Raw genomic sequence first — 13160 nt, forward strand, 5'->3', positions numbered from 1 at the left:
GAAACCTGAGCAAGGTGGCCGGTGGTCCAAGCGGAGGCTCTCGATCCCCTTGAACCACCGGTGCCAGTTCTGCTACCCGTTCGCGGCCGGGCTAACCACGCCGGACATCAATGTGGGAAGAAGCTCGGCGAGCACCGCCACCCCGTCCCGGCTCAGCACCGACTCCGGGTGGAACTGCACGCCGGCGAAGCCCGGCCCGCGCAGCGCGTGCACGGCGTCGTCGGTCTCGTCGCGGGCGATCTCCACCGGGCCGAGCGGCGAGTCCAGGTGGTCCGACGCGGAAAGGGCCGCGAAGCTGGAGTAGAAGCCGACCCGCCGTACCGCGCCGAAGAGCTCGACGTCGCGGGCCAGCCCCTGGTAGGGCGAGTCGCGCCGGTGCAGGCGCAGCCCGAGCAGCACGGCCAGGATCTCGTGGCCGAGGCACACCCCGAGCAGCGGCCGGCGGGCCGCGAGCAGGTCGGCGACCAGGTCACGCATGGCGGCCATCTTCGGGTCGGTCAGGTCGCCGGGGTCGCCGGGGCCGGGGCCGACCACGACGAGGTCGGGCTCGAGCGGGGTGCGGCCGACCGCCGACTGCCACGGCTTCACCTCGACCTTCAGCCCGAGCGCCTTGAGCTGGTGGGCGAGCATCGCCGTGAACGTGTCCTCGCCGTCGACGATCAGCGCGGTGCGGCCGGCGAGCGCGGGCACGGTGAGGGCGCCGGGGGCGCGGGAGTCGAGCCAGAAGCGCGCGAGCTGATCGTTGCGGGCGGCGAGCGCGGCGCGGATCTCCGGGGACTCGGCTTCCGGGCGTACGGGAGGGGCCGCGGAACCCTCGGCACCCAGCGCGCCCAATATCCCCGCCGCTTTGGTGTACGTCTCCGCCACCTCGCCCGCCGCGGTCGAATGCCGCACCAGCGTGGCGCCGACCGGCACCCGTAGCCGGCCGGCCGGGGAGATCTCGGCCGTGCGGATCAGGATCGGCGCGTCCAGCGTCTGCCGCCCCTGCTCATCGTGGTCGAGCAGGGCCAGCACGCCGGCGTAGTAGCCGCGGCCCCGTCGCTCGTGCCGGGCAATCACCCGGCACGCGTTCTCGATCGGGCTGCCGGTCACCGTCGGCGCGAACATGGTCTCGCGCAGCACCTCGCGCACGTCCAGCGACCCGCGCCCGGCCAGCAGGTACTCGGTGTGGGTGAGCTGGGACATCTGCTTGAGGTACGGCCCGGCCACCTGCCCGCCGTGCTCGGCGACCGTGGCCATCATCTTGAGCTCCTCGTCGAGCACCATGTAGAGCTCCTCGATCTCCTTGGGATCGGCGAGGAAGTCGAGCAGCTCCCGGTCGCCGTGGCGGAAGGTGCCGCTGATCGGGTTCATCATGGTGATCCCGTCGAGGACGCTGACGTGCCGCTCGGGGGTGGCGCCGACCAGCGTGCGGCGGCCGGTGTGCACGAGGAAGGTCCAGTACGTGCCCCGCTCGCCGTGCAGCAGGCGACCGAACGCGGCGCGGGCCGCCTCGACCGGGTCGCCCTCGACATCGGCCTCGAAGACGCGGTGGATGACGAAGTTGGCGCCCTCGCCGCGGCCGATCTCGTCGCGCAGGACGGTCTCGACGATCTCGCCGTACTCGTCGTCGGAGAGGTCGAAGGCGCCGTCGGTGATCCGCAGCCGGCCCGGCGGGAAGCTGCCGAGCGGCTCGGTGCGGCTCTCGGTGACCAGCAGGCACTCCAGGGGAGCGCCGTCGTCGACGCAGGCGAAGCCGCGCTCGGCGATCTGCCGGTAGGGGATGACCGCGAGCGTGCGGCGGCCGCGCTTGAGCGGGATGTCGTCGAGCGTGGCGACCGTGATCACGTCGCCGGTGAGCACCTCGACGTGGTCGGCGCCGTCGCGGTGGAGCAGGGCGAAGGGCTGCATGGCTGGTCCTCTTCCTCGCTGGGCGGTGCGCCGGCCGAGGTCGAGGCCACAAGAAAACGGCCGCCTCGGGGAGGCGGCCGCGTGGTGGGTTACGCGCGGGTGGGTGTGGCCGCCGGTCGGGCGGGCCACCACATCCTCAATCGCGCGTGCATGGTTCGGAAGCTTAGGGCATCGGCCCGGAGAAGGCGAGACGCACGGCGTTGCGGGCCCAGCGCATGCGGGACGGGGCGCAGTCGGGGTGCTCGCCGAACTCCTGGGCGACCAGCTCGGCGCAGCGGGCCTCGCCCAGGCGGTCGACCGTGGCCGTCACCGCGGCTCGGATCAGCTCGGCCGTCGGCTGCTGAGAACGCTGAACGTCCGAGACGAAGAGCGCTTCGGTACGGACGTCGTCCATGGTCACGGTCATCGGGTCCTCCTGCCGGCGGTAGTTCGGGCGTCGTGCCAACCAGAACACCCGTCCTGGGCTGCAGGTTCGATGCGCCACGGTTGCGCTTGAGTTGCGGGTCGCTGAGAGCTCCTTTCCCCTGAGCACACGTCACAACCCCTGATATCGGGATATGGTGCCGTTTAGTGGTACCAACCGAGGAGATGCTGTGACGGTCGTTCTGGTCGCCGACGACGACGCCGACATCCGTGACCTGGTCGCGTTCAAGCTCGAACAGGCGGGTTTCGAGGTGATCGCGGTCGAGGACGGACAGACCGCCCTCGACCAGGCCCGCAGCCGGCTGCCCACGCTCGCCGTCCTCGACGTCTCGATGCCCGGCCTCTCCGGCATCGACGTGTGCCGGATGCTCCGCGCCGACGCCGCCACCGCGGGCATGCTGATCATCATGCTCACCGCCCGGGTGCAGGAGCAGGATGTCGAGGGCGGGTTCAGCGCCGGGGCCGACGACTACGTGACCAAGCCGTTCAGCCCGCGCGAACTCGTCTCCCGGATCCAGGCGCTGCTGAGCCGGACCCGGGCCTGAGACGCGGCGCTGGCGATGCGGCGCACGGTGCCCGGCGCCTGCTTCGCGGCCGGCTTGATCGCGGGTGGCGCGGTCGCGACCGTCGCGCTCGGGCGGTCGGTGGCGCGGATGCGGGCCGAGATCCTCCGGCGCCGCCACCGGGAGGGCGAGCTCGAGGCCCAGCTGTTCGCGCTGGACGCCGCCAAGACCGACTTCATGGCCACCGTGTCGCACGAGCTGCGCACGCCGCTGACCAGCATCTCCGGCTACGTCGAGCTGTTGCGCGACGCCGAGCCGCCGGAGCTGAGCGACGCCCAGCTGCGGATGGTCGAGGTGATCGCCCGCAACACCCGCCGGCTGCGCGAGCTGATCGAGGACATCCTCACGCTCTCCCGGATCGAGTCCGGCGGGTTCCGGAGCGAGCCGGGCGACGTGGACCTCGCCCAGGTCGTCGAGCGCGCGCTCACGGCGGTGTCGCCGGCGGCCGCGAAGGCCTCGGTGGGGCTTCATGCCGACGTACGGGGACCTCTGCCGTTGCGGGGTGACAGCGTCCAGCTCGACCGCGTGCTCGCCAACCTGCTCGGCAACGCGGTCAAGTTCACGCCGGCCGAGGGCACGGTGACCGTCCGCGCCGAGCAGGATCGCGACGAGGCGGTCGTGGTGGTCGCCGACACCGGCATGGGCATCCCGGCCGACGAGCAGCAGGCGCTGTTCGTGCGCTTCTTCCGGGCCACCAACGCGATCCGCCAGGCGGTGCCCGGCACCGGCCTCGGCCTCGCCATCTGCCGCAAGATCGTCGACAACCACGGCGGCTCGATCGACGTCGACTCGACCGAGAACGTCGGCACCACCGTGACCGTGCGCCTGCCTGTGCGCTAGGCCGCGGCGCGCGCCCGGTCGCGGCGGTGGGTGGCCTTCTCGGCGTACATGGCCGCGTCCGCCCGCCCGATCAGGGTGTCGCGGTCGACCGCCTCGCCCCGGCCGGCCGTCGCCGTGCCCGCCGACGCTCCCACCCGTACGGTCGCCGAACCCACCGGGATGGGCCGGCCCACCTCGCTCGCCACCCGCCCGGCCAGCTCCTCCCGCCCGCCACCGCGGCGCAGCACCACGAACTCGTCGCCGCCGATCCGCCCGACGACGTCCTGTGCGCCCGCGATCGCCGCCAGCCGCGACGCCACCTCCCGCAGGACCACGTCGCCCGCCTGGTGACCGTAGTGGTCGTTGACCGGCTTGAACCCGTCGAGATCGAGCAGCAGCAGCGTCACCTCGGCGAGGTCGCCACGCTCGAGGTCGGCCAGCGCCCGGTCGATCTCGGCGACCACGTGCCGGCGGTTATGCAGGCCGGTCAGCTCGTCATGATGGGCGTGATGAGCCAGGGTCCGCTCGGCCTCACCGCGCAGCGCCGACATCTGCCGCAGCCGCAGCAGCACCAGCGGCACCGCCAGCATCGAACCGACCGGCAGCAGCACGTTCGCGGTCTCGTCTCCGCGGGCCAGCTGGATCGCGGCGATCAGCGGGTTCGCGCACAACGCCGCGCCCATCCAGAGCAGCGGCGGCTCGCCGGTCGCCTCCTTGCCCGGCCGGTCCGGGTTGGTGACCAGCGACGCGGCCGGGTGCAGGGGTGCGGCCGCGATCGTCAGGTACGCGAGCATGAGCAGCACCGTGGTCGCGTCGGTGCTCCCGTGCGCGGCCGTCGCCACCGACGTCAGGTGGGCGGCGAGCGTGCAGGACGCGGTCAGCACCAGATAGGCGATCGGCCCGCGGGCCCGCGTCGCCCGCCGGCCGATCCGGACCAGGCAGCCGAGCACGGCCGCCAGCACCGCCAGGTCGGCCAGCACCAGCATCTCGCCGAGCGGGGTCGCGGCCGGCGTGAGCCGGGGCGCGATCAGCCACACCCAGATCGGCCCGGCCACGCACACCCCGAAGAGGGCGGCGTCCAGCAGGCCGGCGTGGTCGTTGGCGCCGTGCTTGCGCAGCACGCCCGCGGTGCCGGCCAGGAAGACCAGGTGGGCGGAGGCGATCGCGAGGTCGGCCGGGCGGCCCTCGGCCCGCCCGAGGTGGTGCGCGGTCACCCAGTCCGACCAGAACGCCATGCTCACCGACAGCAGCACGAGTCCGACTGCGGCGGTGAGCCAGGGCCGGCGGTCGGGCAGGCGCCCGGTGGCGAGCGCGCCCGCGAAGGTGGCGACCGGCGCCAGCGTGACCAGCGCGAAGATCACCACGCGCGGGTGCGGGCCGGCCGTCAGGTACGCGGCGGCGGCCATGGCCGAGACGGCCAGCACGCCGGCATGCAGCGGCCACGCCGATCGTCGTCTGGTGATGCCGTGCGCTGTCATGATGCCCGCTCATCGGCGACCGGCGGACGGGCTTGAGGTTTCCGGATCCGGTTCACCCGCCGGGGAAGCTAGCCGCTGACCGCCTGCCGCACCAGCGCGGTCACCCGGGCCTCGACCTCGGGGGACAGCGCGGCCACCGCGTAGTAGGCCGGCCACATGTCGCCGTCGTCGAGGTTTGCCTGGTCGCTGAAACCCAGCATCCCGAAGCGGGCCTTGAACTTCGACGCGGCCTGGACGAAGCAGATCATCTTGCCGTCGCGGTAGTACGCCGGCATGCCGTACCAGGTCTTGGGCGTGAGCTCGGGCGCCGCCGCCTTGATCACCTCGTGGAGGCGTCCGGCGATCGCGCGGTCGGCGTCCGGCATCCCCTCGATCTTGGCGAGAACCTCGGCCTCGGTGTCGCCCTTGCCCGCCTTGAGCTCGCGGTTGCGCTCCTTCATCGCGCCGCGCTCGGCGTCGCTGAAACCGGTGGTGTTCTTCTTGGTGACGGCCATGATCTGATCTCCTTCTAGCGGGCGTGTGTCGATACGTCGAGACGGTTGACGGCGTTGGCCAGCGCGATGGCGAGCAGCAGCCCGGCCAGCTCCCGGTGGTCGAAGTGGGTGGCGGCCACGTCCCACACCCGGTCCGGCACGCCGTCGCCGAGCCGGGTCACCGCCTCGGTGAGAGCCAGCGCGGCCCGTTCCTCGGCGCTGAACCAGGAGGTCTCCCGCCAGGCCACGAGCGCGTGCAGCTGGTCGTCGCTCGCGCCGGCCCGCCGGGCCCGGTCCACGCCGGCGGCCACGCCCGGCGCGCACCCGTTGATCTGGCCGGCCCGCAGCTGTGCGAGCGCCAGCAGCCGCTCGTCCACCCCCGCGCCGGCGATCGCCGCGCCGAGCGCGTCCAGCGCCGCGGCCGCCCCGGCGACCAGAGCCGTCGGGCTCGGCATCCGTTCGGTCGGCATCGGGTCCTCCTTCATGCGTCGTGCTGACGGGGTTCATCGGAGCATCGAAGCCCGGCCGGGCGCGCCCGGCGTGGGACACCGTGGGACACCGGCAACGGCCGTGACCAGCGCGAACGCCTCTCCGATCCGGTCGCGTGGGCCGGGACGATACGGTGTTGCACGTGTCCGGCCCCGGCGAGCGACTGGTGGCTCAGCTCGCCCAGATCAAGGAGCTGAGCGGCCTGAGCCTGCGCGCTCTGGCCAAGGAGGCCGGCCTCAGCAGCTCCTCGCTCTCGCGCTACCTGACCGGCCGGTTGGTGCCGCCGTGGGAGGCGGTCGTCGCGCTGTGCCGGGCGGTCCGGCGCGATCCCCGGCCGCTGCGCGCGGTGTGGGCCGAGGCGTCCAGGGCCGGGCCGGCCGCCCCGCCCCGGCGCAACGACCTGCCCGCCGACCTGATCGACTTCACCGGCCGCGAGGCGGAGGCGGCCCGGGTCGAGCAGCTGCTGCGGAGCGCCGGCGCCGCCACGGTCGACGGGATGGCCGGGGTGGGCAAGACCAGCCTCGCCCTGCATGTGGCCCATCGGCTGGCCGACGCGTACCCCGACGGTGGTCTTTATCTTGATCTGCACGGCTTCACGCCCGGCCACGTGCCGCTGACGCCGGCGGCCGCGCTCGCCCAGCTGCTCACCGGGCTCGACGTCGAGCGGCCGCCGGCCGGGGAGGTGGAGCGTGCCGCCCGGTGGCGCTCGGAGCTGTCCCGCCGCCGCGTGCTGGTCGTGCTCGACAACGCGGCCGACGCCGGGCAGGTGCGCCCGCTGCTGCCCGGCGCCGGGACGTCCGCCGTGCTGGTGACCAGCCGCAACCGCCTGGTCGGCCTGGAGAGCGTGCCGCCGGTGTCGCTCGAGCCGTTGACCGACGGTGACGCCGCGCTCCTGTTCGGCCGGGCCGCCGGGCTCGCCCTCGATGCCGATGACGCGGTCGGCCGGGTGCTGCGCGAGTGCGGCGGCCTCCCGCTGGCCCTGCGGATGGCCGGCGCCCGCCTCCGGCATCGTCCGGGTTGGACGGTCGCGGTGCTGGCCGAGCGCCTGCGCGACAACGCCGGCCGGTTCGACGCCGTCTTCGGGATGTCGCTGCAACAGCTCGACGCCGGTCATCGCCGCCTGTTCCGGCTGCTCGGCCTGCTGCCGGGCGACGACTTCGACGCGGGGGTGGCGGCCGCGCTCGCCGGTCTGACGCCGGGCCGGGCCGAGGCGGCCCTCGAGGAACTGGTCGACGCGCACCTGGTTCGCGAGACGTCACCGGGCCGCTATCGACTGCACGACCTCCTTCGCCGGTACGCGTCGGAGCTCGCGGCCGACGAGGAGCCGCGCCCCGGCGACGCGGTCCGCCGGGTGCTCGCCCACTACCTCGAGCGGGCCGCCGCCACCGGCGACCCGGCCTGGTTCGACCTCGAGTACGGCAACCTGGTCGCCGCCTTCGACACCGCCGTCCGCCTGGGCGCCGACGAGGTGGTGGCCGGGCTGCCGCCGGCCATGCGGGTCTGGTTCTTCCGGCATCGCGGCACCGACGATCAGGTACGCATGCTCGCCGCCGCCGCGGAGGCCGCCGGGCGCCTGGGCCGGGACCGTGCCGCGCTGCTGGCCGACCTCGGCTTCGCGCACGCCGCCGCCGGCCGGCTCGACGAGGCGCGGGCCGCCTACTCGGAGGCGGCCGGGCTCGATCCGGGCGACGAGGTCGCGGCCGGTCTGGCGCTGCGCACCGGATGGGTCTGCCGCGACCTCGGCGACCTGCCGGCGGCCCGGGCGCATTTCCGCCGCGCGGCCGGGCTGTTCGAGCGGCTCGGCCAGGACGGCGGCCGATCGCAGGCGCTGGCCTTCGACGGCTGGGTGACGCTGCGGCTGGGCGACCGCGCGGAGGCGGTGGCGCTGGCCCGGGCGTCGCTCGCGCTGGCGGAGGGCCCGGCCCGGGTCACGGGCCTGGTGACGCTCGGCCTCGCGCTGGCGACCGCGCCGTCGCCGGCCGACTCGAACGACGCGTCGGCGCTGAACGACCTCGACGAGGCGCCGGCGCCGGCGCCGGACGACCTGGACGAGGCGCCGGCGCTGGATGACCTGGACGAGGCGCTGCGCGTGCTGCACGAGGCGCTGAGCGTGGCCGAGCGGCACGACCTGCGGCACAACCGGGCGTGGTGCCACAACAGCCTTGGCGTAGCTTTACGCACCGGCGGCCGCATCGAGGAGGCGCTGGAGCAGCACCGGCTCGCCCTCGAGTTGCTGGAACCGCTGGCCGAGGCGCAGCTGGAGGCCGACTGCCGGCGGGAGTACGCCGCGACGCTGGCTCTTCGAGGAGACGGGACGTAATGCAGGACGACCTGTTCCGGCCGACCATCCAGGAGCGGGCCGCCGGCGGCCCGCGGCCCTGGCGGCCCGACTCCATCTTCTATCCGGCGTTCTTCGGCGGCCCGCTCACCGCCACCACCCTCGGCCTGCTCAACGGCCGCCGGCTCGGCGTGGCCCGCGGCCCGATGCTGGCGATCGCCGCGGCCGGGCTGCTCTGCTTCGCCGCGCGGGTGGTGGTCAGCGCGGCCGTCGGCGGCGGCTCGGGCCTGCGGCTGGCCGGCTCGGTCTCCGGCGTGCTGGTCGCGCTGGTGGTCGGTGCGGTCGAGCGCCGGTCGTTCCGCGCGTTCCTCTACCGCGGCGGCGAGCCGGCCCGCATGGTGTGGCCCGGCCTGCTGGCCGCCATCGGCTGCGGCCTGCTCGAGGCCGTCGTCATCATCGTGGCGATCCGGTGAGGGCGCCGTCGCGGGCCGTTCCGTTGACGGCGGCCGCCGGGCATGTCGGGGTGCGCCGATGACCGCGCCGTCGCCGGTGCTCGCCCGCGCCTACGCGATGCTCGAGGCCGGCCGGCCGCAGGACGCGCTCGCCGCGCTGGCCACGCTGCCCGCCGCCGAGGTGATGGAGCCGGTCGCCGCCAAGCTGCGCTGCGCCGCCCTCGCCCAGCTCGACCGCTGGGCCGAGGCGGGCGACGCGGCCCGCGCCGGACTGGCCGAGAACGGTCCCGATCCCGACCTGCTGTACTGGCTGGGCCGCGCCGAGCAGCAGGCCGGACACCCGGGGACGGCCGAGCGGGTCCTGCTCGACGGGCTGGCCATCGCCCCCGAGGACGTCGACCTCCTCTGCGCGTACGCCGACCTCTGCGCCGCCGAGGGCCAGGTCGACAAGGCCGCCCGCCTGGTCGCCCTGGCCGCCGCGCAGGACCCGGAGGCGCCGATGGTCTACGCGACCCGGGTCAAGGTCGCCTACGCCCGCGGGGACGACCGCGAGGCCCAGCGCATCAGCCGCGAGTTCGTCGGCGCGCACCCGGCCGATCCGGTCGCCAACGCCATGCTCGGCGGCACCAGCGCCGCGCGCGGCCAGGTGGGTGCGGCCTACGCCGGTTTCCGCCGGGCCGTCGCCGAGGCGCCGGCCGATCAGGCGTACGCGGAATCCGCGCTCGAGATGCGGATCGCCGGCCATCCGCTGATGTTGCCGCTGCGCCCGATCCTGCGTTTCGGCCCGCTCAAGGTCTGGCTGGTCGCCGTGGCCACGATCTCCGGCCTGCGCCTGCTCGGCCTGCCGTGGCTGGCCTTCCCGGTGGCCGCCGCCTGGTTCGCCTACTGCGTCTACTCGTGGGTGGTCCCGCCCCTGCTGAGGTGGTGGATGCGTCGCCGCTGGCGCTAGGGTCTGTCCGAGCGCCGCGCGGCCCGGCGGCGGTGTCAGCGGCGGTCGCCGGAGAACTCCTCCAGGCCGAGCACCCGAAGCAGCTCCAGCCGCTCGCGGGACTCCTCGTCGGCCGGAGTGAGCACCAGCAGCTGCTGGCCCTGGTCGGGCGTCATGAGCGTCTCGCAGTCCATGGTCACCGCGCCGACCCGGGGATGCATGAACGTCTTGCGGTCCGCGCGCCGCACGGCCACCTCGTGCTCGGCCCACAGCCGCCGGAAGTCGGCGCTGGCCGCGCGCAGCCGTTCGACCAGCCCGGCCACCACCGGGTCGCCGGAGCGCCGGCCGGCGACCGCGCGCAGGTCGGCCACGAGCTGCCGGGCCTGGTGCTCGCGCTGCCCGGGCGGGTGCGCCTCGCGTACCGAAGCCTCGGTGAAGAACCGGTACGCCAGATAGCGCCGGTCGCCGGAGAAGCCCGTGTGGTCGCCGCTGAGCAGGACCGACGCCCGGTTCTGGGCGAGCACCTCGCCGAGGTCGGAGATCACCATCGCGGGCGTGCCGCCGAGCAGGTCGAGCAGGCGCAGCAGGCCGGCCCGGGCCAGGCGGGCCACGCCCTCCCCGGGCGCCGGCTGATGCCCGGCCAGGTGGAAGAGATGGTCACGCTCGTCGTCGGAGAGCCGTAGCGCCCGGGCCAGCGCCCCGAGCAGCTGGGTCGACGGCTGGCTGCTGCGGCCCTGCTCGAGCCGGACCACGTAGTCGACCGACATGCCGGCCAGCATCGCCACCTCTTCCCGGCGCAGGCCCGCGGTGCGGCGGCGCGGCCCGTCCGGCAGGCCCACCTCGGCCGGGCGGATCGCCTCGCGGCGGCGGCGCAGGAAGTCCGCGAGCTGGTCACGTTGCATGTCCCCATGCTCCCTCGGGTCCTGGTCGCCCAGCCAGGGAGCGGCTCTCCCACGATGACCGCTCCGCTCCCGCCCGGCCCGGGCGCGGGCCACGGTGGTAACATGCAGACACGAACTCTGGGAACCGCCGGCCCGGCCGTCTCCGCCCTCGGGCTCGGCGCGATGAGCATGTCGGGCGCGTACGGCCCGGCCGACCGCGGCGAGAGCATCGCCACCGTGCACGCCGCGCTCGACGCCGGCGTCACCCTCATCGACACCGGTGACTTCTACGGCATGGGCCACAACGAGCTGCTGCTGGCCGAGGCGTTGCGCGGGCGGGACCGGGACAGCTACCTGCTGAGCGTCAAGTTCGGCCAGCAGGTGGGGCCGGGCATGCGGTTCGCCGGGCAGGACAGCCGGCCGGACTCGGTGCGGAACTACCTCGCGTACTCGCTGACCCGGCTCGGCGTCGACCACATCGACATCTACCGCCCGGCCCGGCTCGACCCCACGGTGCCGATCGAGGACACCATCGGAGCGATCAAGGAGATGATCGACGCCGGGTACGTGCGCTACGCCGGTCTCTCCGAGGTCGGCGCGGAGACCATCCGGCGGGCGCATGCCGTGCACCCGATCGCCGACCTGCAGATCGAGTACTCCCTGCTCTCCCGGGCGGTCGAGGCCGAGGTGCTGCCCACCCTGCGGGAGCTGGGCATCGGGCTGACCGCGTACGGGGTTCTGGGCCGTGGCCTGCTCTCCGGCTCCTGGGCTCCGGGCCGCCCGGACGACCCGCGCAACCGCAGCCCCCGCTTCGCGGCCGGGAACGTCGAGCACAACCTCGCCCTGGTCGCCGCGCTGCGCCGGGTCGCCGAGGCCACCGGCCATACCGTCGCCCAGCTGGCCATCGCCTGGGTGGCCGCGCGCGGCGACGACATCGTGCCGCTGATCGGCGCCCGCACCCGGACCCGGCTGGCCGAGGCGCTGCCCGCGCTCGACGTGACGCTCACCGCCGCCGACCTAGCCGCGATCGAGGAGGCGGTCCCGGCCGGGTCGGCCCGCGGCGACCGCTACCCGGCGGGATTCATGGCGAGCCTCGGCGTCGGCAACTGAGCGGACGTTACCGACCGTAAAACGTGTCGTAACAGGACGCGGTAGCGCGGGGGAATCGACGCTAGCCTCGTCGCATGATGCGGCGCGACCTCCCGGTGGCCGAGTCCCGGCGGACGCGGGACTCGGCCGCGGCGGTGTTGCGGGCGATCCTCGACCACGGTCCGATCGCCCGCAGCTCCGTGGCGCGGGCGTCCCGGCTCTCGGCCGCGTCGGTGACCGGCATCGTGTCGTCCCTGCTCGAGGCGGGCCTGGTGCGCGAGGTTCCGGAGGCGGCCGGCCCACCCGGCAACGGCCGCCCGCACGTCCCGCTCGACATCGAGCTCGAGACGGTCGCGGTCATCGGCGCGCACATCGCCGTTCCGCGCACCACCGTGGCGCTGCTCGACCTGCGCGGCCGGGTCCTCGCCCAGCGCCAGGACCCGCACGGCGCCCGCGATCCGCGCAGCGTGCTGACCGCCCTCGCGGCCCGGGTCGACGACCTCCGCCGAGAGCACGCCGCCGGCCGCGCGATCCTCGGTCTCGGCCTGGCCACCGGCGGCTGGGTGGACGCCGCGAACGGCACGGTCGTCGACCACAACATCCTCGGCTGGCAGCACGTGCCGGTCGCCGCCGTGCTGAGCCGGGCGACCGGGCTGCCGGTGTACGCGGACAGCAACTCGCGCGCCCTGATGCGGGCCGAGCAGCTCTTCGGCGGCGCCACCCGGCAGGTACGCGGCAGCGCCGTCCACCTCTTCGTCGGCAACGTGGTCGACGTCGCCTTCGCCACCGACGGCGCCGTCCACCAGGGACCCCGCTCCGCCGCCGGCGCCGTCGCGCACCTGCCGGTCGAGGGCTGCGCCGAGCTCTGCGCCTGCGGCCGCACCGGCTGCCTGCAGGCCGCCGTCTCCGAGCGCACCCTGGTGCGCCGGGCCCGGGCCGCCGGCCTGATCGACCGCCTCGAGCTCCGCGCGCTGATCGACGTCGCGCAGGGGAGAGGGCCGGCCGGAAGCGAAGGCCGCGCCGGGAGCGGGGGCCCGGCCGGGGGCGAAGGCCGCGCCGGGGGCGAAGGCCGCGCCGGGAGTGCCCGTGCCGCGGCGCTCGCGCTGTTCGAGGAGCGCGCCCGTCTCGTGGGCCGCGCTGCCGCGTTGCTGCTCGATCTCTTCGACCCCGAGGTGCTGGTCGTGGCCGAGGCCGGCGTGAACCGGCTCGACCCCTGCCTCGCGGTCCTGCGGGCCGAGATCGCCGACCGGTCGGCCGCCGGCGCCGACGTGGCCCGCGTCGTGCGGCGCAGCAGTTTCCCCGCCGACGTGCTCGCGGTGGCGGGCGGCGCGGTGGCGCTCGACCGGGTCTACGCGGAGCCGCTCGCCGCGCGGTGACCCGGGTCACATGGATGGGCA

The 13160-nt window shown here is 74.8% G+C and carries 13 protein-coding genes; 7 read left to right on the forward strand and 6 right to left on the reverse strand.

The genetic code is table 11. The features are described 5' to 3' along the window. Positions 1-72 precede the first annotated feature (72 nt). Together ACQP2F_RS11155 and ACQP2F_RS11160 are read right to left on the reverse strand one after the other, a co-directional pair. Positions 73-1890, reverse strand: coding sequence for an anthranilate synthase family protein (locus ACQP2F_RS11155; protein ID WP_433303126.1), 1818 nt, complete (start codon positions 1888-1890; stop codon positions 73-75). Positions 1891-2053: 163 nt separating this feature from the next. Next, complete coding sequence (locus ACQP2F_RS11160; protein ID WP_433303128.1) at positions 2054-2335, reverse strand: hypothetical protein; 282 nt, start codon at positions 2333-2335, stop codon at positions 2054-2056. A gap of 148 nt (positions 2336-2483) precedes the next feature. On the opposite strand from ACQP2F_RS11160, the gene ACQP2F_RS11165 reads away from it, so the two are divergent. Then, a complete protein-coding gene (locus ACQP2F_RS11165; protein WP_433303130.1) occupies positions 2484-2858 on the forward strand; it encodes a response regulator in 375 nt (124 codons plus the stop codon). 15 nt (positions 2859-2873) lie between these two features. Next, the gene (locus ACQP2F_RS11170) at positions 2874-3716 is read left to right on the forward strand and encodes a sensor histidine kinase (RefSeq protein ID WP_433303132.1); all 843 of its coding nucleotides are present in this window, start codon (positions 2874-2876) and stop codon (positions 3714-3716) included. Here ACQP2F_RS11170 and ACQP2F_RS11175 read toward each other — a convergent pair. The 3 genes from ACQP2F_RS11175 to ACQP2F_RS11185 all read right to left on the reverse strand — a co-directional run bounded on the left by ACQP2F_RS11175 (position 3713) and on the right by ACQP2F_RS11185 (position 6116). Further along, positions 3713-5173, reverse strand: coding sequence for a diguanylate cyclase domain-containing protein (locus ACQP2F_RS11175; RefSeq protein ID WP_433303134.1), 1461 nt, complete (start codon positions 5171-5173; stop codon positions 3713-3715). The genes ACQP2F_RS11170 and ACQP2F_RS11175 overlap by 4 nt on opposite strands. Before the next feature lie 68 nt (positions 5174-5241). Then, positions 5242-5667 carry an iron chaperone gene (locus tag ACQP2F_RS11180; RefSeq protein ID WP_433303136.1) on the reverse strand — a complete coding sequence of 142 codons (426 nt, stop codon included), beginning with the start codon at positions 5665-5667 and terminating at the stop codon, positions 5242-5244. 14 nt (positions 5668-5681) lie between these two features. Next, positions 5682-6116 carry a carboxymuconolactone decarboxylase family protein gene (locus ACQP2F_RS11185; RefSeq protein WP_433303138.1) on the reverse strand — a complete coding sequence of 145 codons (435 nt, stop codon included), beginning with the start codon at positions 6114-6116 and terminating at the stop codon, positions 5682-5684. Between the two features lie 161 nt (positions 6117-6277). Here ACQP2F_RS11185 and ACQP2F_RS11190 point away from each other — a divergent pair, with 161 nt between their 5' ends. The 3 genes from ACQP2F_RS11190 to ACQP2F_RS11200 are packed head-to-tail and all read left to right on the forward strand — an operon-like array spanning position 6278 to position 9814. Further along, complete coding sequence (locus ACQP2F_RS11190; RefSeq protein WP_433303140.1) at positions 6278-8455, forward strand: ATP-binding protein; 2178 nt, start codon at positions 6278-6280, stop codon at positions 8453-8455. Then, positions 8455-8886 carry a hypothetical protein gene (locus ACQP2F_RS11195; RefSeq protein ID WP_433303142.1) on the forward strand — a complete coding sequence of 144 codons (432 nt, stop codon included), beginning with the start codon at positions 8455-8457 and terminating at the stop codon, positions 8884-8886. Before ACQP2F_RS11190 ends, ACQP2F_RS11195 begins: the two co-directional genes overlap by 1 nt. A 58-nt stretch (positions 8887-8944) precedes the next feature. Further along, on the forward strand, positions 8945-9814 hold the full coding sequence (locus ACQP2F_RS11200) for a tetratricopeptide repeat protein (protein WP_433303144.1): 870 nt from the start codon (positions 8945-8947) through the stop codon (positions 9812-9814). Positions 9815-9849: 35 nt separating this feature from the next. Here ACQP2F_RS11200 and ACQP2F_RS11205 read toward each other — a convergent pair whose 3' ends face one another. Then, complete coding sequence (locus tag ACQP2F_RS11205; protein ID WP_433303145.1) at positions 9850-10695, reverse strand: helix-turn-helix transcriptional regulator; 846 nt, start codon at positions 10693-10695, stop codon at positions 9850-9852. Between the two features lie 102 nt (positions 10696-10797). Between ACQP2F_RS11205 and ACQP2F_RS11210 the strand changes: the two genes are divergently transcribed. Next, entirely contained in the window at positions 10798-11784 is a 987-nt protein-coding gene (locus tag ACQP2F_RS11210; protein WP_433303147.1) for an aldo/keto reductase, read from the forward strand. Between the two features lie 74 nt (positions 11785-11858). Then, positions 11859-13139 (forward strand): ROK family protein, encoded by a 1281-nt coding sequence (locus ACQP2F_RS11215; RefSeq protein ID WP_433303149.1) that lies wholly within the window; start codon positions 11859-11861, stop codon positions 13137-13139. The last annotated feature ends 21 nt before the right edge of the window (positions 13140-13160 follow it).

The organism is Actinoplanes sp. CA-030573, from assembly GCF_050951115.1.
Lineage (GTDB): Bacteria > Actinomycetota > Actinomycetes > Mycobacteriales > Micromonosporaceae > Actinoplanes.

Excerpts from the sequence above, each read along its gene's own strand:
- ACQP2F_RS11155 (WP_433303126.1), bottom strand. The coding sequence starts at position 1,890 with ATGCAGCCCTTCGCCCTGCTCCACCGCGACGGCGCCGACCACGTCGAG.
- ACQP2F_RS11170 (WP_433303132.1), top strand. The coding sequence starts at position 2,874 with ATGCGGCGCACGGTGCCCGGCGCCTGCTTCGCGGCCGGCTTGATCGCG.
- ACQP2F_RS11175 (WP_433303134.1), bottom strand. The coding sequence starts at position 5,173 with ATGACAGCGCACGGCATCACCAGACGACGATCGGCGTGGCCGCTGCAT.
- ACQP2F_RS11180 (WP_433303136.1), bottom strand. The coding sequence starts at position 5,667 with ATGGCCGTCACCAAGAAGAACACCACCGGTTTCAGCGACGCCGAGCGC.
- ACQP2F_RS11185 (WP_433303138.1), bottom strand. The coding sequence starts at position 6,116 with ATGCCGACCGAACGGATGCCGAGCCCGACGGCTCTGGTCGCCGGGGCG.
- ACQP2F_RS11195 (WP_433303142.1), top strand. The coding sequence starts at position 8,455 with ATGCAGGACGACCTGTTCCGGCCGACCATCCAGGAGCGGGCCGCCGGC.
- ACQP2F_RS11200 (WP_433303144.1), top strand. The coding sequence starts at position 8,945 with ATGACCGCGCCGTCGCCGGTGCTCGCCCGCGCCTACGCGATGCTCGAG.
- ACQP2F_RS11205 (WP_433303145.1), bottom strand. The coding sequence starts at position 10,695 with ATGCAACGTGACCAGCTCGCGGACTTCCTGCGCCGCCGCCGCGAGGCG.
- ACQP2F_RS11210 (WP_433303147.1), top strand. The coding sequence starts at position 10,798 with ATGCAGACACGAACTCTGGGAACCGCCGGCCCGGCCGTCTCCGCCCTC.
- ACQP2F_RS11215 (WP_433303149.1), top strand. The coding sequence starts at position 11,859 with ATGATGCGGCGCGACCTCCCGGTGGCCGAGTCCCGGCGGACGCGGGAC.